Source organism: Pseudomonas sp. VEM90 (assembly GCF_054611535.1).
In genome coordinates this window covers 1-26,902 of sequence record NZ_JBTRAR010000005.1, presented here as the reverse complement: position 1 = coordinate 26,902, position 26,902 = coordinate 1, and the positions used below count along the sequence as shown (strand labels likewise).

At 63.0% G+C, this 26,902-nt stretch carries 27 protein-coding genes; 14 read left to right on the top strand and 13 right to left on the bottom strand.

What is annotated here, in order from left to right; genetic code table 11:
* Positions 1–202: 202 nt before the first annotated feature.
* From ACYCCG_RS06915 to ACYCCG_RS06905, 3 genes are all read left to right on the top strand, one after another.
* Entirely contained in the window at positions 203–1,096 is an 894-nt protein-coding gene (locus ACYCCG_RS06915) for a LysR family transcriptional regulator (RefSeq protein ID WP_003254585.1), read from the top strand.
* Between the two features lie 137 nt (positions 1,097–1,233).
* Entirely contained in the window at positions 1,234–2,799 is a 1,566-nt protein-coding gene (locus tag ACYCCG_RS06910; RefSeq protein WP_176685202.1) for a methyl-accepting chemotaxis protein, read from the top strand.
* Positions 2,800–2,863: 64 nt separating this feature from the next.
* Positions 2,864–3,463, top strand: a complete 600-nt coding sequence (locus ACYCCG_RS06905) for a tRNA-uridine aminocarboxypropyltransferase (RefSeq protein WP_176685203.1) — start codon at positions 2,864–2,866, stop codon at positions 3,461–3,463.
* Between the two features lie 62 nt (positions 3,464–3,525).
* Here ACYCCG_RS06905 and ACYCCG_RS06900 read toward each other — a convergent pair whose 3' ends face one another.
* The 3 genes from ACYCCG_RS06900 to ACYCCG_RS06890 all read right to left on the bottom strand — a co-directional run bounded on the left by ACYCCG_RS06900 (position 3,526) and on the right by ACYCCG_RS06890 (position 6,156).
* A complete protein-coding gene (locus ACYCCG_RS06900) occupies positions 3,526–4,884 on the bottom strand; it encodes a TolC family outer membrane protein (protein WP_021783426.1) in 1,359 nt (452 codons plus the stop codon).
* A gap of 311 nt (positions 4,885–5,195) precedes the next feature.
* Complete coding sequence (locus ACYCCG_RS06895; protein WP_176685205.1) at positions 5,196–5,561, bottom strand: YbaN family protein; 366 nt, start codon at positions 5,559–5,561, stop codon at positions 5,196–5,198.
* Between the two features lie 7 nt (positions 5,562–5,568).
* Positions 5,569–6,156 (bottom strand): YecA/YgfB family protein, encoded by a 588-nt coding sequence (locus ACYCCG_RS06890; protein WP_010955200.1) that lies wholly within the window; start codon positions 6,154–6,156, stop codon positions 5,569–5,571.
* Between the two features lie 243 nt (positions 6,157–6,399).
* Between ACYCCG_RS06890 and recQ the strand changes: the two genes are divergently transcribed.
* Both recQ and ACYCCG_RS06880 read left to right on the top strand, forming a co-directional pair.
* Positions 6,400–8,547: a DNA helicase RecQ gene (recQ, locus tag ACYCCG_RS06885; RefSeq protein WP_176685206.1), complete on the top strand. Its 2,148-nt coding sequence runs from the start codon at positions 6,400–6,402 to the stop codon at positions 8,545–8,547.
* 150 nt (positions 8,548–8,697) lie between these two features.
* A complete protein-coding gene (locus ACYCCG_RS06880; RefSeq protein WP_010955198.1) occupies positions 8,698–9,135 on the top strand; it encodes a MarR family transcriptional regulator in 438 nt (145 codons plus the stop codon).
* A 32-nt stretch (positions 9,136–9,167) separates the two neighbouring features.
* Here ACYCCG_RS06880 and ACYCCG_RS06875 read toward each other — a convergent pair whose 3' ends face one another.
* Positions 9,168–11,354: a patatin-like phospholipase family protein gene (locus ACYCCG_RS06875; RefSeq protein ID WP_459669863.1), complete on the bottom strand. Its 2,187-nt coding sequence runs from the start codon at positions 11,352–11,354 to the stop codon at positions 9,168–9,170.
* 67 nt (positions 11,355–11,421) lie between these two features.
* Here ACYCCG_RS06875 and ACYCCG_RS06870 point away from each other — a divergent pair, with 67 nt between their 5' ends.
* Positions 11,422–11,703, top strand: a complete 282-nt coding sequence (locus ACYCCG_RS06870; RefSeq protein WP_459669860.1) for an Rdx family protein — start codon at positions 11,422–11,424, stop codon at positions 11,701–11,703.
* On the opposite strand, the gene ACYCCG_RS06865 is transcribed toward ACYCCG_RS06870, so the two are convergent.
* Both ACYCCG_RS06865 and ACYCCG_RS06860 read right to left on the bottom strand, forming a co-directional pair.
* Positions 11,704–12,594, bottom strand: coding sequence for a DMT family transporter (locus ACYCCG_RS06865; protein ID WP_339443852.1), 891 nt, complete (start codon positions 12,592–12,594; stop codon positions 11,704–11,706). It lies immediately after the preceding gene.
* A gap of 178 nt (positions 12,595–12,772) precedes the next feature.
* On the bottom strand, positions 12,773–13,540 hold the full coding sequence (locus tag ACYCCG_RS06860; protein WP_459669857.1) for a helix-turn-helix transcriptional regulator: 768 nt from the start codon (positions 13,538–13,540) through the stop codon (positions 12,773–12,775).
* A gap of 127 nt (positions 13,541–13,667) precedes the next feature.
* Between ACYCCG_RS06860 and ACYCCG_RS06855 the strand changes: the two genes are divergently transcribed.
* Positions 13,668–14,465, top strand: a complete 798-nt coding sequence (locus ACYCCG_RS06855) for a UDP-2,3-diacylglucosamine diphosphatase (RefSeq protein WP_209967425.1) — start codon at positions 13,668–13,670, stop codon at positions 14,463–14,465.
* A gap of 13 nt (positions 14,466–14,478) precedes the next feature.
* Here the strand turns inward: ACYCCG_RS06855 and ACYCCG_RS06850 are convergent, their stop codons facing one another.
* A complete protein-coding gene (locus ACYCCG_RS06850; RefSeq protein WP_014590083.1) occupies positions 14,479–14,790 on the bottom strand; it encodes an Mpo1-like protein in 312 nt (103 codons plus the stop codon).
* Positions 14,791–14,943: 153 nt separating this feature from the next.
* Here ACYCCG_RS06850 and ACYCCG_RS06845 point away from each other — a divergent pair, with 153 nt between their 5' ends.
* The gene (locus ACYCCG_RS06845; RefSeq protein ID WP_209967422.1) at positions 14,944–16,005 is read left to right on the top strand and encodes an AraC family transcriptional regulator; all 1,062 of its coding nucleotides are present in this window, start codon (positions 14,944–14,946) and stop codon (positions 16,003–16,005) included.
* Here ACYCCG_RS06845 and ACYCCG_RS06840 read toward each other — a convergent pair.
* Positions 15,962–17,416 carry a TrkH family potassium uptake protein gene (locus ACYCCG_RS06840; protein WP_021783436.1) on the bottom strand — a complete coding sequence of 485 codons (1,455 nt, stop codon included), beginning with the start codon at positions 17,414–17,416 and terminating at the stop codon, positions 15,962–15,964. The two genes, ACYCCG_RS06845 and ACYCCG_RS06840, sit on opposite strands and share 44 nt — an antisense overlap.
* Before the next feature lie 102 nt (positions 17,417–17,518).
* On the opposite strand from ACYCCG_RS06840, the gene ACYCCG_RS06835 reads away from it, so the two are divergent.
* Entirely contained in the window at positions 17,519–18,076 is a 558-nt protein-coding gene (locus ACYCCG_RS06835; RefSeq protein WP_209967420.1) for an NAD(P)H nitroreductase, read from the top strand.
* Between the two features lie 129 nt (positions 18,077–18,205).
* Here ACYCCG_RS06835 and ACYCCG_RS06830 read toward each other — a convergent pair whose 3' ends face one another.
* The 5 genes from ACYCCG_RS06830 to ACYCCG_RS06810 form a co-directional block, all read right to left on the bottom strand.
* Positions 18,206–19,546 carry an ATP-binding protein gene (locus ACYCCG_RS06830; protein ID WP_209967418.1) on the bottom strand — a complete coding sequence of 447 codons (1,341 nt, stop codon included), beginning with the start codon at positions 19,544–19,546 and terminating at the stop codon, positions 18,206–18,208.
* A gap of 58 nt (positions 19,547–19,604) precedes the next feature.
* Positions 19,605–20,021 (bottom strand): Spy/CpxP family protein refolding chaperone, encoded by a 417-nt coding sequence (locus ACYCCG_RS06825; RefSeq protein WP_103444750.1) that lies wholly within the window; start codon positions 20,019–20,021, stop codon positions 19,605–19,607.
* A gap of 149 nt (positions 20,022–20,170) precedes the next feature.
* Positions 20,171–20,848 carry a response regulator transcription factor gene (locus tag ACYCCG_RS06820; RefSeq protein WP_209967416.1) on the bottom strand — a complete coding sequence of 226 codons (678 nt, stop codon included), beginning with the start codon at positions 20,846–20,848 and terminating at the stop codon, positions 20,171–20,173.
* Positions 20,849–21,337: 489 nt separating this feature from the next.
* Entirely contained in the window at positions 21,338–21,637 is a 300-nt protein-coding gene (locus ACYCCG_RS06815; RefSeq protein ID WP_003254549.1) for a YciI family protein, read from the bottom strand.
* A 1-nt stretch (position 21,638) separates the two neighbouring features.
* Positions 21,639–22,232: a septation protein A gene (locus tag ACYCCG_RS06810; RefSeq protein ID WP_209967413.1), complete on the bottom strand. Its 594-nt coding sequence runs from the start codon at positions 22,230–22,232 to the stop codon at positions 21,639–21,641.
* 67 nt (positions 22,233–22,299) lie between these two features.
* Between ACYCCG_RS06810 and ACYCCG_RS06805 the strand changes: the two genes are divergently transcribed.
* From ACYCCG_RS06805 to rluB, 5 genes are all read left to right on the top strand, one after another.
* Complete coding sequence (locus tag ACYCCG_RS06805; protein ID WP_459669852.1) at positions 22,300–23,160, top strand: PHP domain-containing protein; 861 nt, start codon at positions 22,300–22,302, stop codon at positions 23,158–23,160.
* A 13-nt stretch (positions 23,161–23,173) separates the two neighbouring features.
* Positions 23,174–23,803: an L-threonylcarbamoyladenylate synthase gene (locus ACYCCG_RS06800; RefSeq protein ID WP_103444853.1), complete on the top strand. Its 630-nt coding sequence runs from the start codon at positions 23,174–23,176 to the stop codon at positions 23,801–23,803.
* Between the two features lie 110 nt (positions 23,804–23,913).
* On the top strand, positions 23,914–24,654 hold the full coding sequence (locus ACYCCG_RS06795; RefSeq protein ID WP_162149596.1) for a segregation and condensation protein A: 741 nt from the start codon (positions 23,914–23,916) through the stop codon (positions 24,652–24,654).
* Entirely contained in the window at positions 24,641–25,408 is a 768-nt protein-coding gene (scpB, locus tag ACYCCG_RS06790; RefSeq protein ID WP_176685217.1) for an SMC-Scp complex subunit ScpB, read from the top strand. Before ACYCCG_RS06795 ends, scpB begins: the two co-directional genes overlap by 14 nt.
* A 262-nt stretch (positions 25,409–25,670) precedes the next feature.
* Positions 25,671–26,738, top strand: coding sequence for a 23S rRNA pseudouridine(2605) synthase RluB (rluB, locus tag ACYCCG_RS06785; protein WP_176685218.1), 1,068 nt, complete (start codon positions 25,671–25,673; stop codon positions 26,736–26,738).
* The last annotated feature ends 164 nt before the right edge of the window (positions 26,739–26,902 follow it).

Below are 26,902 nucleotides of genomic sequence, written 5' to 3'. Positions count from 1 at the left end.
ATTGTTGTGTTTGTTCGAACCTGTGCCGCCGCGCGCCATTCACGTGTGGTTTGCCGGCGGGCAGGGACATTTCGGCCAAGTCTGCTCAAGGTAGTGCCCGGGAAGAATCGCTACCGACAAATACTTAGTTCAGGATTTTCTGAACTAAAGGCGGGTGGAGCGGTTAGACTGCGCGCACATACCCTTGTGGAACCGTTGCACCATGGCCTCGACCTTGCCCGACCTGAAACTGCTGCGCATCTTCATCAGCGTGGTGCGCCACCAGGGCTTTGCCAACGCCCAGCGCGAGCTGAACCTGTCGACCTCGGCCATCAGTACCTACATGAGCCAGCTGGAGGGCGCCTTGGGTATCGTGCTGTGCCACCGTGGTCGGGGTGGCTTCAGCCTGACCAGCAAGGGCGAGCTGTTTCATCAGGAGACCCTGCGCCTGCTGGCCGAGCTGGACGGTTTCGAGCAGTATGCCGCCGCCCTCAAGGGCGAATTGCGTGGCACCCTCAACCTTGGGGTGATCGACTCCACAGTCGGTGACCGCGCCTTGCCGCTGGCCGAAGCCATCGGTGCCTACAGCCAGGAACACCCAGCAGTGCACCTGCATCTGTCGGTGTCCAGCCCCTACGAGCTGCAACTGGGGGTGCAGGACAACCGTCTGGACCTGGCCATCGGCGCGTTTTCTTCGCGGATGAGTGGCCTGCTCTACCAGCCGTTGTACCGCGAACAACACTGGCTGTATTGCAGCAGCCGCCACCCGTTGTATGCCGAGCGGCGCATTCCCGAGCAGGTGGTGACCCAGCAGCGCATGGTCGGGCGTGGCTACTGGAGCCAGGCCGAACTGGCCCGGCATGGCTTCAAGCACAGTGCGGCGACAGTTGAAAGTATGGAGGCGCAGCTGATCCTGATCCTTTCCGGGGCCTATATTGGCTACTTGCCTGAGCACTACGCCCAGGCCTGGGTCGACAAAGGTGACTTGCGCGTGCTGTCGCCGTCGACCTTTGGTTACCAGGCCCCGTTCTCGCTGATCATTCGCCGCGGACGTAGCCGTGAACCGTTGATCCAGACCTTCCGTGACCTGCTGAAAAGCCAGCTCAACGTGGGCTGAGATGCGACGCATTCATGCATTCCGTCGGGAGGGGGTTAAATTCCGGTAAACGTTGGCCGCTAACCTGATAGCGCTCTGCTACATATCAACTTGCGCTGATGATTTTCCCTCATTTCATCCTGCAAGGATCGCCCAAGATGCGCATGAATTTGCCCGTCACTGAGCACGAAAGAACCTTCCCCGGCGATCAACGCCTTATTTCCACGACTGACCTCGACAGCCGCATCACCTACTGCAACGACGCCTTTGTGGCGATCAGCGGCTTTACCTACGACGAGCTGGTCGGTCAACCGCACAACCTGGTGCGCCACCCGGACATGCCGCCGGCAGTGTTTGGCCACATGTGGGAAACCATCAAGCAGGGCAAACCCTGGATGGGCATAGTCAAGAACCGGGCGAAGAACGGCGATTACTACTGGGTAAGCGCTTACGTCACGGCGATCTACGAACAGGGCCGGATCAGTGGCTACGAGTCGGTGCGCTCGGTGCCCACGCGCGAGCAGATCCGCCGCGCCGAGGCATTGTATGCGCGCTTGCGCGATGGCCGCGGCCCGGTGCCTTGGGCTGCCCGCCTGGGGCACGGCCTGGGCCATGGCTGGCCGCTGATCGGCGCCGGCCTGCTGTCGGCGGCGGGTTACCTTTGGCTGCCACCCTATGCCGCACTCGCGGTGCTGATGGCAAGTCTGCTCCTGGCTTGGTACGTGGTCGAGCGCCGGCAGAACCAGGCCATCCGCCGCACGCTGGCCGAGCATCCCAAGGCCTTTACCAGTCCGTTGGTGGCACTGACCTACAGCGACAACCCAGGCCTGCAGGGCCAGCTCGACCTGGCTATCATCAGCGAAGAAGCCCGCCTGCAAACGGCCCTGACCCGGCTGGTGGATGCCGGGGTCGGGGTAAAGTCGCGGGCGGCGCAATCTTCCGACCTGTCCGATGCCCAGGCGCAGATGCTCGACCGGCAGCGCAGCGAGACCGACCAATCCGCCACGGCTATCGCACAGATGGCGGCAACCATCCAGCAGGTTACCCACAACGTGCAAAGCACGGCACACGCGGCAGGTGATGCCGACCAGCTGGCGCAGCAGGGCAGCGAGCTGGCCCTGAAGAGCCTGCAGGCCATGGGCAGCATGAGCGATGCAGTCAATGACATTGGTCAGGCGGTCAACGCCTTGGCCGAGCAGACCCAGTCGATTGGTAGTGTGGTCGACGTGATCACTTCGATTGCCGAGCAGACCAACCTGCTGGCGCTTAACGCCGCCATTGAAGCGGCGCGCGCCGGTGAGCAAGGGCGCGGGTTCGCCGTGGTGGCTGATGAAGTGCGGTCGTTGGCGCAGCGCACCCGTGCGTCGACCGAAGAGATCCACCATATCATCGCTTCATTGAGGGCCGGGGCGGAGCGAGCGGTGAGCACTGCCAGCCGGGGCGAGCAGATTTCCCGGGACAGTGTGCACAGTGTCGAGGCGGTGCAGGCGGCGCTGAGCGGGATTGCCCAGGCGGTCAGCCGCATCACCGGCATGAGCCAGCAGATGGCCACGGCATCGGAGCAGCAAACCCATGTGGCAGAAGACATCAACCAGCAGATCGTGAGGATTGCCCAACTGTGCGACCAGAGCGCCGGGCAAGCCAGGCAAGGCGCGGAAATCAGCCAGGACCTCGAGCGCATGGCGGAGTACCTGCATAGCCTGGCGGAAAGGTTCAACCGTTGAAATCGCGGGGCCCGCTAAGCGGGCCCCGGTTATGTGGCAAACTGTCCCCGCCAAGGAGACCGCCATGCCCAGACCCCGCTGCGAGCGCTGCCAGCGCCCGCTCGACCATTGCCTATGCCCACTGATCCCCGCGCTCGACAGCCGCACCCGTGTGATTCTGCTGCAGCACCCCAGTGAAACTGCCCACGCCCTGAACACGGCGCGCCTGGCTGCCCTTGGCCTGAACAATGCCGAACTGCGTATTGGAGAGGTGTTCGATGACCTGCATGACCTGCTCGCCACCCCCGGATACCACCCGGTGCTGTTGTTCCCTGGTGATGATGCTCAGGTGCTGACAGCGTATGGCGAGGCGGGCGACAAACCTTTGCTGCTGATCGTACCCGACGGCACCTGGCGCAAGGCGCGCAAGCTGCTGTACCTGAACCCGTTGCTGGGGGGGCTGCCACGGGTGACGCTGGGGCAGGTGGCCGCTTCACGCTATCGGTTGCGCAAAGCGCCGGAGGCGGGTGCAGTGTCGACGATCGAGGCGGTGGTCGGTGCATTGAACACGCTGGAGCAACCGGCCTGCTTCGATGCACTGTTGGCGCCGTTCGAGGCGTTGATCGAGGGGCAGATCAGGGCCATGGGTGTAGAGACGTTTCAGCGTAATCATGGCCGCGGGTGAGGGTTGGGGGCTGCTTTGCGGCCCATTCGCAGCACAAAGCGGCCCCGCTACCTCAAATCCGCTCAACGCATCTCAGGCAGACGTGCCTCGGTGCGTACTTCGGTAGTCGCCAGCGCCTCTGGCGGCAGCGAAATATGCTGTTTGCTCAGCAATTCACCCATGGTCGCCAGTACGCGGTAGCGCGAGAACTCTTCGGTATAACGCACCTCGGTGTAGCGGCGGTCGGCGTTGTACAGCTCGTTCTCACTGTCGAGTACGTCCAGCAGGGTGCGCTGACCCAGGCCGAACTGGTCCTGGTAGGCCGCACGCACACGTTTGGTGGTCTCGGCGTATTCGCGCGCGGTCGGCAGCTGCTTGCTGGCGTTGTTCATGGCATTCCACGCCAGGCTCAGGTTCTCGGTCAACTCCCGCAGGGCGTTGTTGCGAATGTCCAGTGCCTGGTTGATCTTGTGCGCGTCCGACTGCAGACGAGCCTTGTCGCTGCCCCCGCGGAACAGGTTGTAGTTCATCTCCACGCCAGCTTGCCAGTCGTTGTTGTTGTGGCCTTTTTCGCCGCCGGTGTTGTTGTTGGCACCGGTTGCCAGAATGGCGTCGAAGCGTGGGTAGAAGGTCGACTTGCCCACTTCGTACTGCTTCTCGGCGGCGTTGACGTCAGCCTGGGCAGACTTGATGTACGGGTTGTTCTGGCGCATGCCATCGCGGGCCTCTTCGAGAGTGCCTGGCACCTCGCCCTTGATGGTCTGCGGGCTTTCCAGTTCGTCCGGGGCACGGCCGATCACACTGAAGAAGTTGGCCTCGGCATCGGCCAGGTCGACTTCTGCGGTGTCCAGGTTGTTTTCTGCCAGGGCGCGACGGGCGCGGGACTGGTCGAGGTCGGCTGTGCTGCCGACGCCGCGCTCGTTGCGCAGGCCAATCTGGTCGTTGACGCGCAGGTGAGCTTGCAGGTTGTTCTTGGCCAAGGTCACCAGTTCGCGGCGTTTGAGCACTTCCAGGTAGACCTCGACTGCACGCAGGGCGACATCCTGGGCAACGGCCTGGGTGTAATAGGCGCGGGAGGTAGAGACCGCCTCGGTGCGGCCCACTTCATTCGCGGTGTTGAAGCCGTCGAAGATCATCTGCCGCAGGCGCAGCTCGGACTGGGTGTAGTTGAGGGTTTCCTTGTTGTGATTACCTGCGGCGCGGGTAGTGGCGTTGTCCGAGCGCTGGCGGCCGTAGCCGGCAACCAGGTCCACGGAAGGGTAGTAGCCACCACGCGCGAACTTCACGTCTTCATCGGCCGACAGCTTGCTGTTACGGTTGGAGCTGACTTGTGGGTGGTAGTCCACGGCGCTTTGGACAGCCTCGGTAATCGACATCGCCTGTACGTTGGCACTCGCCAGGGCCAACAATAAAGCACTGGTGATGGGGTTCAAAACGCGCATGGTACATCTCCCTGATCCTGGAATTGATCCTGCTGCTCGCCAAAAAAATGACGATAAACTTATCGCGTATAGTGTTGCAGGTTTTTAACAACACAGCTAAGTACATTCAACGCGATAGGTAAGAAGATTTATTCATATCAAATTGCCATAAAAGATCTTTATTGTCTAATAAGTGTGCATTCAAGCGCACGGAATGGACACGAAGAATGCCTTGAAAACCAATGGATACAAGGGCTATGCGCAGTTCCAGAACTAATTCGGATAAAGAGGGTGTTGATTAGGCGAAAGCGATATTTGGCGACAAAATATTGTCACTTTGGCTTGTGCAGGGTTTTCAGGCTGAGAATGTACAGGGTGACCAATGTGGCACTGGTCAGCATGAAGGTGCGCGCCCAGAACAGCGGCACCAGATAGCACGACAGGCCAATGCTGGCCCACATCAGGCCGATGGCGTAGACCTTGCCCTTGAGGGGGATGCCTTCACCACTGAGGTAGTCACGGATCCATGGCCCCAGCTTGGGATGATGGACCAGCCAGTGATGGAAGCGCGGCGAGCTGCGGGCAAAGCAGGCCGCCGCCAAAAGCAGGAATGGGGTGGTGGGCAATACCGGCAGGAATATCCCCAGCACCCCCAGCGCGACGCTGAGCCAGCCCGTGGCCAGCAGCAGGTAGCGCACAGCTTGCTCAGTGGTGGCGTGGCTTGAGCAGCGCCGGTTTTTCGTCAGGGGCGTGCAGCAGCAGGAACAGTGCACTCAGTGCCTCGGGGATCTGCACGATCATGTCATCCTGCAGGTTGGCGTTGCTGGCGATGTCGGCGAACTCTGGTTGCTCGTCAAACAACCCCGAACCCACCATGATCGGCAGCAGCATCTCGCTGACCTCTTCTTCGGCGTTCTCGAACCACGCCTCTTCCCGCAGGAACACGCCTTCCATGAAGCCGATGCACCAGCCGCGCAGGTCGGAATCGTCCGGCTCATCGGTCAGGTCGAGGTCGCATGGCAGGTCGAATTCTTCGTCGCTGGCCAACTGGCGGGCAATGTGCGCCTTGAGCGCCACCAGGGTGGCCTCGATTTCGGTGCGCTGGGCTTCGCTGGCGTAGTGCGGCTCTTCGGCGAACAGAGCGTCGATCCACTCGCGCTCGGGCACGTCCTCGGCGTTGATCGAAAGAGCAGTGAGGTAGCCATGTGCGGCGACGTAGTCCAGCGCTTCTTCGTGCAGCTCGTCGGCGTCGAGGAAGGCTTGCAGGCGGGTCAGTTGCTCGGCGAAGGACATTACAGGGCTACCTTGGGGAATAAACGATAACGAATTCTAGCACCTTGCAGCGGCAGCGGGGCAAAGGGAACGTCTATCGCCGTGGTGCCTGTGCAGGGCGGTGCTGCGGTATACTCCGCGATTTTTCATCCAGGGGCAGGTTTTGCCGGCTGCCTGGCAAAAACCGCTTACGCATTTGGCGTGTGCGGGGCGGGTTTTTCGTCCAGCCTTTATCCAGGATGGTACGGCGATTTGGAGTTGCACATGCTCGAACAGGCTCAGCGCGTTCTCAAGGACATCTTCGGCTACGACAGTTTCCGTGGGCGCCAGGCAGCGATCATCGAATGCGTGGCCAATGGCGGCGATGCCTTGGTGCTGATGCCCACCGGTGGTGGCAAGTCGCTGTGCTTCCAGGTGCCGGGGCTGCTGCGCCCGGGCCTGACGGTGGTGGTATCGCCACTGATCGCGCTGATGGACGACCAGGTCGCCACCCTTGACGAGCTGGGGGTGTCTGCGGCCGCCCTGAACTCTACCCTGACGGCAGAGCAGCAGCGTGAGCTGGCCGGGCGCCTGCGCCGTGGTGAAGTCAAGATGCTGTACCTGGCGCCGGAACGTCTGGTACAGCCGCGCATGCTCGACTTCCTGCGCGATCTGGACATCTCGCTGTTCGCCATTGACGAGGCCCACTGCGTTTCGCAATGGGGTCACGATTTCCGCCCCGAGTACCTGCAGCTGGGTCAGCTGGCCGAACTGTTCCCGCATGTTCCGCGCATTGCGCTTACCGCCACGGCCGACATGCGGACCCGCGAGGAGATTGTCCAGCGCCTGCACCTGCAAGGCGCCGAGCGCTTCCTGTCGAGTTTCGACCGGCCCAACATCTTCTACCGCATCGTGCCCAAGGAGGCACCGCGCAAGCAGTTGATGGCCTTTCTCGGCGAGCGCCGTGGCAACGCTGGCATCGTCTACTGCCTGTCGCGCAAGAAGGTCGACGAAACCGCCGCCTTCCTCTGTAGTCAGGGTTTCCCCGCGCTGCCGTATCACGCCGGCCTGGCCGCCGAGACGCGGGCGGCCAACCAGCATCGCTTCCTGAACGAGGAAGGGCTGATCATGGTCGCTACCATTGCTTTCGGCATGGGTATCGACAAACCCAACGTGCGCTTCGTTGCCCACCTCGACCTGCCCAAATCGCTTGAGGCCTACTACCAGGAAACCGGCCGTGCCGGCCGTGACGGCCTGCCCTCCGATGCCTGGATGGCCTACGGGCTGCAGGACATGGTGATGCTCAAGCAGATGCTGCAGAACTCCGAAGGCGACGAGCGCCACAAGCGCATCGAGCAGCACAAGCTGGATGCCATGCTGGCGCTGTGCGAAGAAACCCGATGCCGCCGCCAGTCGCTGCTGGCCTACTTCGACGAGACCCTCGAACAACCGTGCGGGCATTGCGACAACTGTGTCGACAACATCCAGACCTGGGACGCCACCGAGCCGGCCCGCCAGGCGCTGTCGGCGGTGTTCCGCACCGGCCAGCGCTATGGTGTTGGCCACCTGGTCGATGTGCTGTTGGGCAAGGACACCGAGAAGGTGCGCAATTTCGGCCACGAGAAGCTGTCGGTATTTGGCGTTGGCAAAGGTCTGGCCGAGGTCGAGTGGCGCTCGCTGTTCCGTCAGTTGGTGGCGCGCGGGCTGGTCGATATCGACCTGGAAGGCTACGGCGGCCTGCGCCTGTCCGACAGCTGCCGGCCGCTGCTGCGCGGCGAGGTGACCTTGCAACTGCGCCGTGACCTCAAACCGCAGACCACGGCCAAAACCTCGTCGTCCGGTGGCGGCAGCCCTGCCAGCCAGCTGGTGCGTGCCGAAGAGCGCGATCTGTGGGAAGCACTGCGCACCCTGCGCCGCAAGCTGGCCGAAGAACACAGTGTGCCACCCTACGTCATCTTCCCTGACTCGACACTGCTGGAGATGTTGCGTAGCCAGCCGGTCAGCCTCAGCGACATGGCCCAGGTCAGCGGTGTGGGGGCGCGCAAGCTGGAGCGCTACGGCCAGGCGTTCCTCGAAGTGCTGAACAACAGCGGAGGCACCGACGAGGCACCGAAAGTGGTGCTCGACCTGCGCCACGAACTGGTCAGCCTGGCCCGTGCCGGCATGACCCCGGCGCAGATCGCCGGGCAGCTCAATTGCAGCGAGAAGAACGTGTATAGCCTGTTGGCCGAGGCGTTGGGCCGCCAGGAGCTGAGTCTTGACCAGGCCATCGACCTGCCGGAAGACCTGATGATGGAGGTACAGGACGCCTTTCTTGATGGCGAAGGTGAACTGCCACCGGTGTCGGCCATTGCCCCCCAGTTCGGGGCGCGGGTACCGGAGGGCGTACTTTATTGCGTGCGGGCAGCACTGGCGGCGGAATTCGAATTGTGAGCACAGGCAGGATCGAAGGCAGAAGCGCCATCTGCTGACCTTTGTCATGCTTTTTGACGATTTTCGACCGAGCAGGCGTGGCCGAGCCTTGCCTCGTGGGGCAGGGCATGGTTAGCTGCCTAATAATTAGATCTACTCAATGAGCTCCTTATGCCCCTGAACGACAACCAACACCGCTTTGGCATGCAACTGGCCCAGATGTCCCGAGGTTGGCGTGCCGAGCTGGACCGCCGCCTGGCCGGGCTCAACCTGTCCCAGGCGCGCTGGCTGGTGTTGCTGCACCTGGCTCGCTTCGAGGAAGCCCCGACCCAGCGTGAGCTGGCCCAGAGCGTAGGCGTTGAAGGCCCGACCCTGGCGCGTCTGCTTGACAGCCTGGAAGCGCAAGGGCTGGTGCGTCGTCAGGCGGTGCTGGAGGATCGGCGGGCGAAGAAGATTGTGCTGTGCCCGCCGGCCAAGCCGTTGATCGATCAGATCGAGACCATCGCCAACCAGCTGCGGGTCGAGCTGTTTACCGGCGTGGACGAGGCTGACTTGCAGGTCTGTATGCGCGTGCATGCCAAGATCCTGGCCAACCTCGAAAAGTCCTGAGCCCGCCCATCGATTCAGGTGCAGTGCAAGCCTCAGAAGGTGTGCCCAAGGTTCAGGTACACCGCTTGTTCATGTGCACTGTTGGCGCCATAGCTGAAGTTCAGCGGCCCTAGAGGCGTCTCCAACCCCAGGAAGATGCTCGCCGCATTGATGTACCCACTGTCGAACTCGTTGTCGTTGTTCCATGCCCGCCCACGCTCCAGCGAACCGCCGATGTATAACGGGAAGTCCAGCGGCACATAGGCCCGCGGCGTCAGCCGGCGGTAATAGACCATGCGCAACAGGCTTACGTTCTGCCCCGATACCGAGTCCTGGCGGAAGCCTGACAGCTGTCGCGCCCCGCCTATCACAAAGCTCGACGTCACCACTTCGGTATCGTCCAGCGTGCGCCCGTAGCCCCCACCCAGCACGAACGTGTTCGGCCCGCTGCTGATGGCCTTGTCCAGGTTAAACAGCCACTGCCGGTAATCCTGGTCGGAGTCCAGCGACTTGTCGTATTTGCGCAAGGTCAGGCTGATGTCCTCGCCATGGTGCGGGAAGTACACGTTATCGAGGGTGTCGAACGAGTACTTCAGTTCGTAGAAACCTTCGTTGAAACTGACTTTGGGCAAGTCCTGGTCGCCGATGCGCACTTCGGCTTCGCCCCAGGCCTTGCCCGCGCCCAGGCGCACTTCACCGCTGTTGCCGATCTGCCGGCCTACATTCAGGCCAAAGCCGTAGCGCTCCAGGCGATACTCGGCGACGGGGTCGTTGTCCAGGGTCGCTTCGATGTTCTGCGAGCCCAGGTCCAGGTACGGCGCGATGAAGTAGCGTGAGCCCACATCCAGGGGTTGATAGAACTCACTGTACAGCTCTTGCTTATCGCCGATCTGGCCGCGGGTCAGCCATTCGGCGCCAAGGCTGTTGATGCCGTTGACCCGGTAGCTGGCGCCCAGGTTGAAAGCGCTGTCGCCACGCAGGTCATCGGACAGGTTCAGGCCCAGGCGCAGGTAGTCGGTGCCGCCGCGTCGTCCGCGGGCGTTGATCACCAGGGTGTTGTCGTTGCCCTTGTGCACCACGCGGTACTGCACCCTGTCGAAGTAGTCCAGGCCATACAGCGTACCCATGTCGGTCTGCAGGCGGTCCAGTTCCAGCGGTGCGTCGATCGGCTGGCGGATGTACGAGCGGATCACATCATCACTGACCTTGGAGTCGTTTTCGATCCGGATTGCGGTAATTACCGGCGTGCGCTGGCGCGGCGAGCGGGCCACGGCCAGGCTGGCGTCGCCCTCGAGTTGGCGCAGGGCGGCCAGGCGCGGGTCAAGCAGGCGAGTGGCGCGGTAACCGGCGTCGATCATGTCGCGGGCGCGGCCGAAATCTGTCACGCCGAAGGCGGTCAACGATGGCTGGATGAGGATGTCGTCGCGGTGCAGGCTGGCCAGTTGTTCTTCGGAGTTGCGGCGGGTCATCAAAGTGATCGACTGATTCAGCACGTCGACCACCGTCAGTAATTGTTTGCGATCGCGCAGCGGGGTGCCGATGTCGACCACGATGGCCAGGTCCACGCCCATTTCGCGGGCCACATCCACCGGAATGTTGTCGACCATGCCGCCGTCCACCAGCAGGCGGCCGTCCAGTTCGACCGGGGCGAACACGGCGGGGATCGACATGCTGGCGCGGATTACCTGGGGCAGGTGACCGCGGCGGAATACGACTTTTTCGCCACTGGCGATGTCGGTGGCCACGGCGCGGAAGGGAATGGGCAGCTTGTCGAAGTCGCGGGTGTCGGCTGTATGCGCCAGTTTGCTTTCCAGCAGCATTGACAGGTTCTGGCCCTGAATCACACCCAGCGGCAGGCCCAGGCTGCCATCGTCGCGAAAACTGAGCTTCTGCTTGACCAGGAAGTCGCGGTCATCCTGCTTGCGTCGGAACGGTACATCCTCGCGCGGCGGGGCATCGGAGAGCGCCTGTTGCCAGTCAAGGGTGGTAGCGAGTTTTTCCAGCTCTTCGACACTGTAGCCCGAGGCGTACAGGCCGCCGACCACCGCGCCCATGCTGGTGCCGGCGATGGCGTCAATGCGCACACCCTGTTCTTCCAGCGCCTTGAGTACGCCAATGTGGGCCAGGCCACGGGCTGCACCGCCAGACAATACCAGGCCGACCTTGGGCCTGGCGGGTTCCGCAGCGATTGCCGTAAGGGAGGTAATGAGGAGCAGAAAACAGAGCAGCAAACGGCGCATCGTGAGTCTCAAACCGTGGGCTAAAGACCGCTAGTATAAGCGGCCCTTTACCTGGAGATGTTTCACCATGGCTGACAACAAGCCGGAAATCGTCATCACCTATTGCACCCAGTGCCAGTGGCTTTTGCGTGCTGCCTGGCTGGCTCAGGAACTGCTCAGCACCTTTGCCGACGACCTTGGCCGGGTAGTGCTGGAGCCGGGTACCGGGGGTATCTTCCGCATCACCTGCAATGGCGTGCAGATCTGGGAGCGCAAGGCCGACGGTGGTTTCCCCGAAGCGAAGGTACTGAAGCAGCGGGTGCGCGACCAGATCGACCCGCAGCGTGATCTTGGTCACAACGACCGCTGATCAGGCGCCCTCGGTCAGTGGTCGCTGCCTGGGCGGTTGCTCGGCAGCCAGACGGCTGGACAGCACGATGGCGAGGATGATCAGCGCGCCGCCCAGCAGCATGCGCACGGTCGGGGTCTCGGCGAATACTGCCCAGGCCACGGCAATGCCGTAGACCGGCTCCATGCCGAACACGACGGCGGCGGTGCGCGCCTTGATCACCGCCAGGCTGGCAACGAACAGGCTGTGCGCCACTCCCGTGCAGAAGATGCCGAGCAGGGCGATCCACAGCCAGTCCAGGGGCGCAACGTCGGCCAGGCCGGGCGCCGCGAACGGCAGCAGGCACAGGCCCACCACCAGGTTCTGCCACAGGGCTGCCTGTACCGCAGGCAAACGGCCGGAGCCGGCCCGGTTGGTCAGTGACAGTAGCGAGAACAGCAGGCCCGAGAGCAGTGCCCAGAGTAGGCCGCCGGTGGCTTCGCTGGCCAGATCGAATGCCGGCGTGACCAGTATCAGGCCGATGCTGACCAGCACGACCAATACCGCTTCGTTACGGCGGATTCGCTCGCGGAACAGCAGGCTTTCGAGGATCACCGTAAAGGCCGGGAAGCTGGCGAAGCCGAGGGTGGCGATGGCCACGCCGCCCACTTTGACGGCGATGAAGAAGCTGACCCAGTGGCCGGCCAGCAGCACGCCGCCGAGCAACAGGCGGCGCGCGTCCTGGCTGTTCAGGCGTTGCCAGCCCGGGCCGGCCAGGCTGACGAACAGGGCCAGGGCGAGTACGGCGAAGGCAGCGCGACCGAAGACGATGATCGCCGGGTTGGCGCTGGCAGCCAGTTTGCCGAAGACGCCGGTAAGGCCGAAGAACAGCGCGCCAATGTGCAGTGCGCCGAGGGCGGTGCGGTGGTTCATGGTAGTCCTTGATGAAGATCTCTACAGGCAGTGCCGGCCCTTTCGCGGGTAAACCCGCTCAGGTTGTGCACAACCTTCAGGGCTGCGGAAATCCTGTAGGAGCGGGTTTACCCGCGAAAGGGCCGGTAAAGGCAAAGTGTAAAGCCTCAGGCAAACACATTCTGTCGCAAGACTGCTGTCAGTTATCGCCAGGCTCTCGTCGCAAAGCCAACGGTGTACACCCGAACGCCCGCAGCATCGCCGCTGAAAAGGCACTTTGCGAGCTATACCCCACCTGCGCCGCAATTTCGCCCATCGGCAGCACGGTCTGCACGATTAGCCGCCGCGCCTTGAGCAAACGCCGCTGGCGAATGTAGTCCATCGGAGTCATCCCGCACTCTGCGGTAAAGCGCGCATGCAGTCGGGCAATGGACAGCCCGGCGATGCGCGCCAGGTCGGCAACCTGCAGCGGGTAGGCAGCATGCTGTTCGATATGCGCATCGAAGGCTGCGTAGGGCAGGCGCTGGCTGGTGTGCACGCTGGCTGCCGCCGTGGCGTTGAGGCTGGCCAGCAGCAGTGCCGCGCCTTGCCTGGCGATCAACGGGTCGTGCATGGGGCTGCTCGCCAGCCAGTCCACCAGTTGCTGCTGGCGTTCATCCAGGCCCAGGGTGACGGGGCGGTCGAGCAGGCGGCGGCTGGCATCGGCATGCTCGCCCAGGTGCTCGCGCAACCAAGGCTCCCCAGGCACATCAAGCACCAGGCAATCACTGCCGGCATCGCTGGCGCACGTGTGATGAGCACCCGCCGGGACCACTACCAGCCCCTGCCGATCGATCCCGGCGCCATGCCCCTGGACCTCGAACTCCAGGCGGCCGCGCAGGCCGAACACCAGTTGCGGGTGTTCGTGGCTGTGGGCGATCAGGCTGTCGCGGTAATGGCGCAGCGAGAGGATCGGGCCGGCGGTCATGGGGGCTTCCTCGCAGGGCGGGCGCCCATTGTGCCTCAATCCCTGCACGCCATCACTCGTCACTGTTTTGCCATGGCGCTGTCATGTACGCCTGCCAGTCTCCAGCAAACTGCGCCGGAGCCTGCCCATGACCCATGCCGAACTGTCCCGCCCCTCGCGCAAGCAACGCGTGCGTACCCTATGGATCTCCGACGTGCACCTGGGTACCCGCGACTGCCAGGCCGAACACCTGTCGCAATTTCTCAAGGGCTACCAGGCTGACCGTGTCTACCTGGTGGGCGATATCATCGATGGCTGGAAACTGCGCGGCGGGATCTACTGGCCGCAAGCTCACACCAACGTGATCCGCCGGCTGTTGACCATGAGCAAGCGCGGCACCGAGGTGATCTACGTCACCGGCAACCACGACGAATTCCTGCGCCGCTACTCAAAGCTGATTCTGGGCAACATTCAGCTGGTGGACGAGGCCGAGCACCTGACAGCCGATGGCCGCCGTCTGCTGGTGGTCCATGGCGATCAGTTCGATGTGATTACCCGTTACCACCGCTGGCTGGCGTTTCTGGGTGACCGCGCCTACGAATTCACCTTGGTGCTCAACCGCTGGCTCAACCACTGGCGTGCGCGGTATGGCTATGGTTACTGGTCGCTGTCTGCGTACCTGAAGCACAAGGTGAAAGGGGCGGTGAACTTCATCAGTGACTTCGAGAATGCCATTGCCCACGAGTGCACCCGCCGTGGTTTTCATGGGGTGGTGTGCGGGCATATCCATCATGCCGAAATCCGCAAGGTGGGTGAGGTGGACTACCTCAATTGCGGGGACTGGGTGGAATCGTGCACGGCACTGATCGAGCATTGGGACGGCAGTGTCGAACTGTATCGGCTGGCTGAGGCACAGGCAGCGGCGGCGTTGCGCGAGCCGGCTTAAGGGCCTCAGATGCTTACAGCCTGAGCTTGCCCAGCAGGATATCCCGGAACATCACGAAATCCCCGGCCAGGCTGTAAAGCGGATAGGTGAAGGTCGCTGGCCGGTTTTTCTCAAAAAAGAAATGCCCGACCCAGGCAAAGCCATAGCCGAACACCGGCACGGCCAGCAGCAGCAACCATTTGCCACTGCCAATGGTGTAGGCCAGCAGCGCTATCACCAGGCTGGTGCCGACGAAGTGCAGACGGCGGCAGGTGGGGTTGCTGTGCTCCCCAAGATAGTACGGATAGAACTCGGCAAAACTGCGAAACTGCGCTTTGCTGTTCATGGCAGTGCTCCGGGATTAATACTTCTGGACAAGATACACGGCGTGGAGCCTGATTCGAGTCTAGAGTGACTGACGGGGCCTACCAGTGACAATAGGCGCCAAATGAGTATCCTTGGGGTTCACCGCAGGAGCGGTCGGTAAAAGAAGCCTGTCATGAGCGAAAGAACAACGTCAGCCAGTTGGGCATCAGGGATCGTGAAGGCACTTGAACTGGAAGGGCTGGATTGCAGAGCCATGTTCAAGCAGTTGGGGCTGGACTTTGCCGCCCTCGATGACCCTGATGCACGTTTCCCTCAAGATTCCATGACCCGCCTCTGGCAACTGGCGGTGGAGCTGTCGGGCAATGAGGCCATCGGCCTGAACATGGCACGGGTGGTCCGCCCGGCGTCGTTCCATGTGGTGGGCTATGCGTTGATGTCAAGCCGCACCCTGGCCGAGGGCTTCGAGCGCCTGGTGCGCTACCAGCGCATCATCGCCGAAAGCTCCGACCTCAGTTTCGTCCTTGGCGCCGAGGGCTACTCGCTGATTCTGACCGTGCATGGCGACCACCTGCCGCCGACCCGGCACAGCGCCGAAGCGTCGCTGGCCTGTGCGCTGGCGCTGTGCAAATGGCTCAGTGGCCGGCCGGTACAGCCGCGGCGGGTACTGGTGCAGGGGCCGCAGCCGAAGAATGTCGAGCCTTACAAGGTGGCGTTCCATTCGCCGCTGGTATTCGGTGCCCCGCATGATGCGCTGGTGTTCGAGCGGGCCGACATGGAGGCGCCGCTGCCGACCGCCAACGAGGCCATGGCGGTGCTGCACGACCGGTTTGCCGGCGAGTACCTGGCACGCTTTTCCGAAAGCCGGGTCAGCCACCGCGTGCGCCAGGTGTTGTGCCGCATCCTGCCGCAGGGTGAGCCCAAGCGCGAAACCCTGGCCCAGGCCCTGCACCTGTCGCAGCGCACCTTGCAACGGCGGCTGCAGGAGGAAGGCACCAGCTTCCAGACCTTGCTTGACGACACCCGCCGCGAGCTGGCCGAACAGTACCTGGCCCAGCCGGGCATGACCTTGCTGGAAACCGCCTACCTGCTGGGCTTTGCCGACCCCAGCAACTTCTATCGGGCGTTCCGTCGTTGGTTCGATGCCACGCCCAGCGAGTACCGCGCACGCCTGGGCACGGAAGGCGAAGCGCTCAGTGACGCCAGAACGCCGGCATGCACAACACCAGCACCGTGATGATTTCCAGGCGACCCAGCAGCATGCCGGTCGCCAGAATCCATTTGGCCGCGTCAGGCAGCGTGGCGTAGTTGCCCGACGGGCCGATCACTTCGCCCAGGCCCGGGCCTACACCCGAAACCGTGCCCGCGGCGCCGGTCAGCGCGGTCATCCAGTCCACGCCCAGCAGCGACAGCAGCAGCGCCATGACACAGATGGTGATGGCGAAGAAGAACGAGAACGTCAGGATCGAACGCACGATGTCTTCATCGAGGCGATGGCCGTTGTATTTCTGCTTGATCACCGCGCGCGGGTGAATCAGCTGGTTGAGGCTGGCCTTCAGCAGGATGTAGGCCACCTGGAAGCGGAAAATCTTGATACCGCCTGCGGTCGAGCCGGAGCAGCCGCCAACGAAGCCCAAGTAGAAGAACAGCATCAGCGAGAAGTTGCCCCACAGGCTGTAGTCACCCAGGGAGAAGCCGGTGGTGGTGACCACTGAGGTCACGTTCAGCGCTACATGGCGCAAGGCATCGAGCCAGTGCAGATCGGTGCTGTACCAATACCAGGTGCCCAACACCAGCCAGGTGGCCACCAGCATGCCCAGCAAACCTTGCACCTGCTGGTCGCGGATCAGCGCCTTGCGGTTGCCACGCAGGGTAGCTACGTAAAGGGTGAACGGCAGGCTGCCCATGATCATCACCACCACCGCAACCCAGTGCACGGCCGGGATATCCCATTTCGCCAATGACTGGTCGGAGGTGGAGAAACCGCCGGTAGAGATAGCCGACATGGCGTGGTTGATTGCATCGAACGGGCTCATGCCCGCCCACCAGAAGGCCAGCGCGCCCAGTATCGAGAAGCCGACGTAAACCCCCACGATCGACTTGGCGACCATGTGCGACCGCGGCATGACCTTTTCCGAGCGGTCGGACGATTCGGTCTGGAACAGGCGCATGCCGCCGATGCGCAGCAGCGGCAGGATCGCCACCGCCATGGCGATGAAGCCGATACCGCCGAGCCAGTGCAGCATCGAACGCCACATCAGGATGCCCGGCGACATGTTATCGAGCCCGCTGAGCACGGTGGCGCCGGTGGCGGTGATGCCTGACATGCTTTCGAAGAAGGCGTCTGTGTAGCTGATGTGCTGGGTCAGCAGGAACGGTAGCGCGGCGAACACGCACACCACCAGCCAACTGCTGACGGTCAGCAGGTACATGTCGCGCGGGCGCAGGTGTACATGCTCCGGGCGCCCCTGCACCACCAGGGCCAAGCCGGCGATGAAGGTGATCAGGCTCGACCAGAGAAACGACGGCATGTCGCCGGTGCGCTCGAAGATCACCAGGGTCGCCATGGGCACGGCCATGCTCACGGCCAGCGTAATCAGGAAGATGCCGATGATGAAACCAATAATCCTTAAGGTCGGCAACGCCATGTGATCTGCTCAGACTCGAAACGGAAGGGCGCCATTCTACCTATGGGTCCGGTGATGTAAACGCTAGAATGGCCGCACATTCAACTGCCAGGAGGGTAGCCGATGGAGGCTCTCGACGCATTGCTCAACCGTGTTTCCGTGCCACGCCTGACCGACCCGGCGCCCAATGCCGCCCAGCGTGAGGCGCTGTTCCAGGCTGCCCTGCGCGCCCCGGACCACGGCCAGCTGCGGCCGTGGCGTTTTCTTACCATTGAAGGCCAGGGCCGCGAGAAGCTCGGCGAGCTGTTCGCCGAAGCCTTGCAGCACAAGGGCGATGCCAGCCAGGCGGCAATGGACAAGGCCCGTGCCATGCCGCTGCGGGCGCCATTGTTGATCGTGGTGGTGGCCAGGTTGCAGGACCACTTCAAGGTGCCCAAGTCCGAGCAGCGTCTGGCCGCAGGCTGTGCAGCGCACGGCATTCTGATTGCTGCGCATGCGCAGGGGATCGGCGCGGTGTGGCGTACCGGTGACATGGCCTTCGATGCCCATGTGCACAAGGGGTTGGGGTTGGCCGAGAACGAGGAGCTGATCGGCTACCTGTACGTCGGCACGCCGCTGACCGAGCCGCGGACGGCGCCGGTGCTGGAAACTGCCGATTTCGTCAGTGGCTGGGGTGAGTAAGGCTGCCTTGGACTGATTGATGTATCAAGGCTTCCGGCCTCTTCGCGGGTAAACCCGCTCCTGCAACGGCATCTACATCCCCTGTAGGAGCGGGTTTACCCGCGAAGAGGCCAGGCGCCGTTACACCCATCAACTGCCTGCTGCTTCAGCCAAGGGCAACTCCAGCCTGGCCACAAACCCACCCTGTGGATGATTTTCCAGCACCAGGCTACCGCCATGGCGCTCCGCTGCCTTGCGTGCAATCGCCAGCCCCAGGCCATGCCCCGGCGCTGCCTGCCCCGGCGCGCGGAAGAACGGCTCGCCCAGTTGCGCCAGGTGCTCCGCTGCCGCCCCAGGCCCATGGTCACGTACGCTGATCACGATACGGTCCTGCTCACGTGCGGCGCTGACCTCGATCGGCTGGCCGGCCGGGTTGAAGCGCAGGGCATTGCGCAGCAGGTTGTCCACGGCCCGCTCTATCAGCGTTGGCCAACCCTGCAAGCTCAACCCCGGCTGCGCCTCCAGGCGCACGTCCTGCTCCGGCGCGCTCAACAGGGCGTCCTTGCGTACGCTGCCGAGCAAGGCATTGATGTCGACTGGTTCGGCATGAGCCTGTTCGGCATCCACTCGGGCCAGGGCAAGGATTTCGCTGATCAGGTCTTCCAGACGGTCGCATTCGCGGGTCAGGCGCGGCCACAGCGCTTGCCGCTGCTCAGGCTCGGCGCGTTCGGCCAAGGCCAGGGCGATACGCAGCCTGGCCAGCGGCGAGCGCAGTTCGTGGGATACATCGCGTAGCAGCTGGCGCTGGCTGCCAATGGTGCTTTGCAGGCGTGCGCCCATCTTGTTGAAGTCCTTGGCCAGCACGCCAAACTCGTCGCGCCGCGCTGCCAGCCGTGCCAGGCTGTTCTGCTGATAGGTGGTCTGGCCCAGGTCGTGTACGGCGCTGCGCAGGCGGCTTAGCGGGCGGGTGATGGACAGCGTCACCAGCAGGCTGAACAGGGTCAGCACGACCAAGGCAATGCCCAGTGCGCTGAGCGGCCACAGCAGGCTCTCGCGGTGCCAGGCATCCAGCGCCGGGTGGGGGATGCGGTAGATCAGCAAGTAGGTTTCGCCGGTGTCGGGGCTGGTGTATTCCTCGGTCAGCCGGCGCCATGGCAAGCGCCGCTGGTCATTGTGCTGGCGCGCTTCGAGGGCTGCCGCACGGCGTGGGAAGGTACCGGGCACCAAGGCCTCACCGCTGTCGTCCAGCACCTGCACGTCGATCTTGTAGCGGTTCTTGCGTCGTTCCAGAAAGTGCTGTGCCGCATCCAGTCCTTCCCGCTCGTAGTGCTTGGCCCACTTGCTGGCCAAGGTATTCAGGCCCGGGTGGCGGCTGAGGATCCAGGCGTCCTGGTTGAGCATGTGCCCGAGCAGGATCGACAGGCCTGCGACCAGGGTGATGGCCAGCCAGAAACTGGCCAGGATGCGCCAGAACAGTGAACGCAAGTGCACCTCCTAAACGGGAAAAGCCCGGCCCGCAGTGATGCGGGCCGGGCACGGGGCGGACAGCTTACTGGGCCTTGGCGCCTTTTTCAGCTTTCCAGGCCTTGAACTCCTGCCACTCGGCTTTCTTGGCGGCGCGTTCCTTTTGCAGTTCATCGAACTTCTTCTGCTGGTCAGGCTTGAGCAGGTTGCGCACCGCGCTGTCGGTCTTGTCGCGGCTGGCTTTCAGCTCGTCCTTCATGGCCTTCTGGTCGGCGGCCGGCAGCTTGGACAGGTAGCGCTCGGTGATGTCGCGGCGCTGCTGCATCTGCTCGCCCATCAGCTTGCCGATCTGCTGGCGCTGCTCGCGGCTCAGGTCCAGTTGGTGGAAAGGCGCATCACCGCGATGATGCGGGCCGTCGTGGCGCGGGCCGCCGTCAGGCATGGCCATGGCAACGGTCGGCAGAGCGGCAGCGAACATCAGGGCGATAAGGGTCTTGCGCATGGTGTCTCTCCTTTACATGGGCCGGTGATTACCGGATGAGCACAGTCTAGGGAGATCACCGTCAAGCGCAGTCAGGGGAGGGTAAAGGCAAAGTAAAGATGAGTGGCCCGTGCAGGCGCGGCCTTGTACCGCGAATGAGGCGCGCACCTTTACAGGCAGTAGTAATAGCCACGGCTACGCAACGCCACGATGCGTGGACGGCCATCGGCGTGTGGGCCGATCTTCTTGCGAAGGTTGCTGACATGCATGTCCAGGCTGCGGTCGTACAGGGTCAGCTTGCGGCCCAGGCCGATCTGCGCCAGTTCCTGTTTGTCCAGCGGCTCGCCGGGCTGACGCAGCAGCGCTTCAAGAATACGGCTTTCGGACAGGGTCAGGGTCATTTCGCGGCCATCGATGCTGGCCACACCCCGCGCAGGGCTGTAGACCAGGTCACCCAATTCCATCTGGCTGGTCGTGGCGGTGGGGTGGCTGCGGCGCAGTACCGCGCGCAGGCGGGCAGTGAGCTCACGCGGGTCGCAGGGTTTTGCCAGGTAATCGTCGGCGCCCAGTTCCAGGCCGAGAATGCGGTCCAGCGGCTCGCCGCGGGCTGACAGCATCAGCACCGGCAACTCGGCATGCTGGCTGCGCAACTGCTTGAGAAGCTCCAGGCCGCTGCCGTCGGGCAACATCACATCCAATACCACGGCAGCAGGCGCATGCTCGGCCAAGGCCTGGCGAGCGCTCTGGCCATCGTGGCAGGCACGCACGGAAAACCCTTCCTGGGTCAGCCAGCTGCCGAGCAGCTCGCACAGTTCCTGGTCATCATCAATCAGTAACAGCTCGCTCATGACTCACTCAATTCAACCATTTACGGCGGTGATTCGGTCCGCCACTGGCAAAGATACCGCAGACTGATGACCTGAGTATAACTGCTGGTACCGCGTGGCCCTCTTCGCGGGTGAACCCGCGCCTACAGCGGTCTGTGTCCAACCACCGAGATGTGTCCACCACAAATCTGTGTAGGAGCGGGTTTACCCGCGAATACGGTAGCGGCGGCAACGGTGAACGGTGGGTGGAGATTGGCCGGCAGGCCCGGCCCTTTCGCGGGTAAACCCGCTCCTACAGCGGTCTGTGTCCAACCACCGAGATGTGTCCACCACCAATCTGTGTAGGAGCGGGTTTACCCGCGAATACGGTAGCGGCGGCAACGGTGAACGGTAGGTGGAGATTGGCCAGCAGGCCCGGCCTCTTCGCGGGTGAACCCGCTCCTACGGGCGATGGCACAGGTCCGAAGGTTTGTGGGTACCTTGTAGCGAAGAGGGCCGTGCCGTCTCAGGTCAAGGCAGTACTTGCTTGAACGGCTTGACCACAACCTTGTCGTACACGCCGGCAGCGATGTACGGGTCGGCATCGGCCCAGGTCTGCGCGGCTGCCAGCGACTCGAATTCGGCAACGATCAGGCTACCGCTGAAACCCGCTTCGCCCGGGTCGTTGCTGTCGATGGCCGGGTGCGGGCCCGCCAGCACCACGCGGCCTTCGGCCTTGAGCTGCTGCAGGCGTTCGATGTGCGCCGGGCGGGCAGCCAGGCGCTTTTCCAGGGAGTTTGCGACGTCGCTGGCGATAATGGCGTAGAGCATGTCAATCCTTGGGTTTGGAGGTAGAAGGGTCATCGTGCAGGTGGCGCGACAGGTACACGCCTTGCACCACCAGGAAAATCACGGTCATGCCCAGGCTGCCGAACACCTTGAAATCCACCCAGAAGTCCTGGAAGGTGAAGGCGACGAACAGGTTGGCCGCGCCGCAGAACAGGAAGAAAGCGATCCAGGCCAGGTTCAGGCGCGTCCAGATGGCATCAGGCAGGGTCAGGGCGTGGCCCATGATGCGCTTGATCAGCACCCGGTCGCCGATGAGATGGCTGCCGGCAAAGCCCAGGGCAAACAGCCAGTTCACGACGGGCGCTTTCCATTTGAGGAAGGTTTCGCTGTGGAAGGTCAGGGTCAGGCCACCGAACACCAGGCAGGCGATCAGCGTCAGCCACTGGCCCTTTTCCAGCTTGCGCTGGCGCAGGAACAGAGCGCCGTAAACGACCAGCGAGCTGATGATCAGCATGGCCGTGGCGCTGTAGATGCCGCCCAATTCGAAGTGATGGCCGGCGACTTCCATGGGGCGCGGGTCGAGCTTGTAGACGATGAAGAACAGCAGCAGTGGGATGAAATCGATGAATTGTTTCACAATGGCAGCCAGAATCGGGATGTGACGGCATAATAACAAACATCGATTCCAGCGAAAGCGCTCCTCCATGAATGTTGATCTGCACTGTCACAGCACGGCCTCCGACGGCGCCCTGTCGCCTTCCGTACTGGTTGCCCGGGCCCATGAACACGGGGTGCAAGCACTGGCGCTGACCGACCATGACACCCTCGAGGGCCTGGCCGAAGCGCGCCAGGCCTGCGCTGACCTGGGGATGCACTGGGTTAGCGGGGTGGAGCTGTCTTGCACGTGGGGCGGCGCGACCATCCATGTGCTGGGCTATGACTTCCCGCTCGACGCACCGCCGTTGCTGGCGGCAATCCAAGCGTTGCACCGCGGCCGCTGGCTGCGTGCCGAAGAAATCGACAAACGGCTGGCGGCCAAGGGCATGCCCGGCACGCTTGAAGGCGCGCGCACCGTGCAGCATGAACTGGGGGACAGCGGCAACGCCCCGGCGCGGCCGCATTTTGCCGAGTATCTGGTGCGTGCCGGCCACGTCAAGGACCGTGGCGAAGCGTTTCGCAAGTGGCTGGGCGCCGGCAAGCTGGGCGACGTCAAGCAGCACTGGCCGACGCTCGACGAAACCGTTGCCACGCTGAGGCAGTCCAACGCCTGGGTGAGCCTGGCGCACCCCATGCACTACGACCTGACCCGCAGCAAGCGCAGGCGGCTGATTGCCGACTATATTCAGGCAGGAGGGCAGGCGCTTGAAGTGGTCAACGGGATGATGCCTGCCGAGCAAGTGGGCACCATGTCCATCCTTGCCCGTGAGTTCGGCCTGCTGGCAAGCGCTGGCAGTGACTTCCACGGCCCCGGCACCTGGGGCGAGATCGGTGCCTATCGGCCTTTGCCCGAGGATCTGCCACCTTTGTGGCGTCGATTCAGCCATGAACAGCCTTTGGCGCTATGAACAGGACGACTACGTGAGCCAATTTTTCCAGATTCATCCGGAGAACCCACAGGCGCGCCTGATAAAACAGGCCGTCGAGATCATCCGCAAGGGGGGCGTGGTGGTGTATCCGACGGATTCGGCCTATGCGCTGGGTTGCCAGATAGGCGACAAATCGGCAATCGAGCGGGTGCGGCGCCTGCGCGGGCTGGACAAGTCGCACAACTTCACCCTGATGTGCTGCGACATGTCGCAACTGGGGTTGTATGCCAAGGTCGATACCGGCACCTTCCGCTTGCTGAAGGCGCATGTGCCGGGGCCTTACACCTTCATTCTCAACGGCACGCGTGAAGTGCCGCGCCTGCTGTTGCACGATAAGCGTCGCACCATCGGGCTGCGTGTGCCGGACCACGCCATCACCTTGGCCTTGCTGGCCGAGTTGGGCGAGCCACTGATGAGCGTAAGCCTGATCCTGCCGGGTGACAGCGAGCCGATGACCGACCCTTACGAGATCCGTGAACGGCTGGAGCACCATGTCGACCTGGTGATCGATGGCGGGTTCGGCGACCTCAAGGCGTCGACCATCATCGACCTCTCCGGCGACGAACCGGAACTGATCCGCGAAGGTTGTGGCGACCCCACGCCATTCCTGGTCAACGCGTGAGCCAGCTGGAAGCGCCTGAGGCGCCGGCCGAACGGGTCGAGGAGCCTCGGCAACTGCAGTTGGCGCTGGTCTATGGCGAAGCCCTGACCGAGCTGCCGCTGGACTTGTACATCCCGCCGGACGCCCTTGAAGTCATCCTCGAAGCTTTCGAAGGCCCGCTGGACCTTTTGCTGTACCTGATCCGCAAGCAGAACATTGACATTCTCGACATCCCTGTCGCCGAGATCACCCGGCAGTACATGGGCTATGTAGAGCTGATGAAAAGCGTGCGCCTTGAGCTGGCCGCCGAATACCTGGTGATGGCTGCCATGCTTGCCGAGATCAAGTCGCGCATGCTGCTGCCGCGCTCCGCCGACGTCGAGGAGGAGGAGGGTGACCCACGCGCCGAGCTGATCCGCCGCCTGCAGGAGTACGAGCGTTTCAAGGCCGCCGCCGAGGGCATCGACGAGTTGCCGCGGGTCGGACGCGAGGTGGTGGTACCGCGCCTGGAGGCGCCGCAGGCCAAGGTACGCAAGCTGTTGCCTCAGGTCAGCCTGGAAGAGCTGCTGGTGTCCATGGCCGAGGTGATGCGCCGCAACGACCTGTTCGAAAGCCATCAGATCACCCGTGAGACCTTGTCCACCCGCGAGCGCATGAGCCAGGTGCTGGAGCGCCTCAAGGGCGGTGCCTTTGTGCCGTTCATCGCGCTGTTTGCTGCCGAGGAGGGCAAGCTCGGTGTGGTGGTGACCTTCATGGCCATTCTCGAACTGGTGAAGGAATCGCTGATCGAACTTGTGCAGAATGAACCTTTCGCCGCCATTCACGTGCGGCTTCGCCCGGCGCCAGTTGAAGAACCCGATGAACCTGAATGAACCACGCGACCTGGCGTCGCTGATCGAAGCCTTCTTGCTCGCTTCGGGCAAGCCGCAATCCCTGGAACGCCTGTACGAGCTGTTCGAGGAAGCCGAGCGCCCTGAGCCCAAGGTGTTCAGGCGGGCCCTGGAGGTGCTGGGCAAGTCGTGCGATGGCCGTGCCTTCGAGCTCAAGGAGGTGGCCAGCGGCTATCGCCTGCAGATCCGCGAGGCGTATGCCCCTTGGGTCGGGCGCCTGTGGGAAGAGCGCCCGCAGCGCTATTCGCGGGCGCTGCTTGAGACGCTGGCCCTGATTGCCTACCGCCAGCCGATCACCCGTGGTGAAATCGAGGACGTGCGGGGCGTTGCGGTGAACAGCAATATCATCAAGACCATGATGGAGCGCGAGTGGATTCGCGTGGTCGGCTACCGCGAAGTGCCCGGCCGGCCGGCGATGTTCGCCACCACCAAGGCGTTTCTCGACCATTTCAACCTCAAGAGCCTTGAGGACCTGCCGGCATTGGCCGAGCTGCGCGAAATGGAACCAGAGCCGCAACTCGACCCGGATGATGCGCCGGTGCCTGCGCACCTGCAGGCGTTGGCGGATGCCAGCCTTGGGGAGGAGGAGGTTGGTGAGCCGAAAGAGGAGACCAGCTTCCGTAGCCTGTTGGTGGAGCTGGATGCCATGGAAGACGGTTTGAAAACCGATTTTGATGATTTGCGGGGAGAAGAGCCTGAGCCTTCGGTGGAGGAAGAGAACAAGGCACAACCCTGATTGATCTGCTGCCTGCGCTGGCCTCTTCGCGGGCAAGCCCGCTCCCACAGGGGGATCACAGCTCCTGAAGGTTGCGTGTACCTGTAGGCGGCTTGCCCGCGAAGAGGCCAGCACAAAGCCCACTGGGCAGAAAATCATACCCAGCCCAACAAAACCCTCTACCCTCCAGTGCGTTCGCCTGATGAACCGCGTATGATGCGCGGCCTTTTGGCGCGTTCGTCGCCAGAACCCTGTTTTCATTCCTACACCGGGAGGTGCCCAGATGAGTGAGCAAGACCTGAAAGAAACCGAAATCACCCCGCCATCCGGCGAAAAGCTGCAGAAAGTGCTGGCGCGCATTGGCGTGGGCTCGCGGCGTGATGTCGAGGCCTGGATCAGCCAGGGTCGCATCAAGGTCAACGGCGTCGAGGCCACCCTTGGCCAGCGCGTCGACCTGCACGACGCCATTGCCGTGGACGGCAAGCTGATCAAGCGCGAGGAGGCCGCCGAGGCCACCCGCCGGGTGATCATGTACAACAAGCCCGACGGCGAAATCTGCACTCGGGACGACCCGGAAGGCCGCCCGACCGTGTTCGACCGTTTGCCACGGCCGAAAGAAGGCCGCTGGATCAACATCGGCCGCCTCGACATCAACACCACTGGCTTGCTGCTGTTCACCACCGACGGTGAGCTGGCCAACCGCCTGATGCACCCGTCCTACGAGATGGACCGTGAGTACGCGGTACGTGTGCGTGGTGAAGTCGACGACGAGATGATCGAGCGCCTGAAAGCCGGCGTAATGCTGGAAGATGGCCCGGCCAAATTCACCGACATCCAGAAGGCCCCGGGTGGCGAAGGCTTCAACCACTGGTACCACTGCGTGGTGATGGAAGGACGTAACCGTGAGGTGCGCCGCCTGTGGGAATCCCAGGGCATGGTAGTCAGCCGCCTGAAGCGTGTGCGTTTTGGCCCGGTGTTCCTCAATTCCGACCTGCCGATGGGCCGCTGGCGCGAAATGACCCAGGGCGAAATCGACATCCTCGCCGCCGAAGTCGGCCTGCAGCCGGTCGCGCTGCCAGCCATGAAGCTCAAGGCCAAGGACAAGATGGAGCGCCTGCAGCGCAAGTCGACCCGTCCGCTGGGCCGTGGCGAGCGCGTGCGCAACCTGCGCCCGGCACACGAAGGTGCCGCCACTGGCGAACGTCCGGCGCGTCAGCCGCGTGAAGAAGCTCCACGTAAAACCAACCGTGGCAGCACGGTGGCTGAGCGCCCGAGCGAGATGCGCAAGCGTCCAGGCAAGGCTGATGGTGACAAGCCAGCAGGCCGTGGCCGCGGCAAGCCGCGTGGCTGATAAGCCAGTGTGACAATCAAGGAACCAGCCTTCGGGCTAATGCCAGTCAGTTAAGCTGACTGGCATTTTTCATTTTCGGGTGGGGTACTTCGCTGGACGTTGCTTCACCGTTCGCGGAAACCATCGGTCAGGCCGTCGATGTGGCAAAACATATTGTGCCGCCG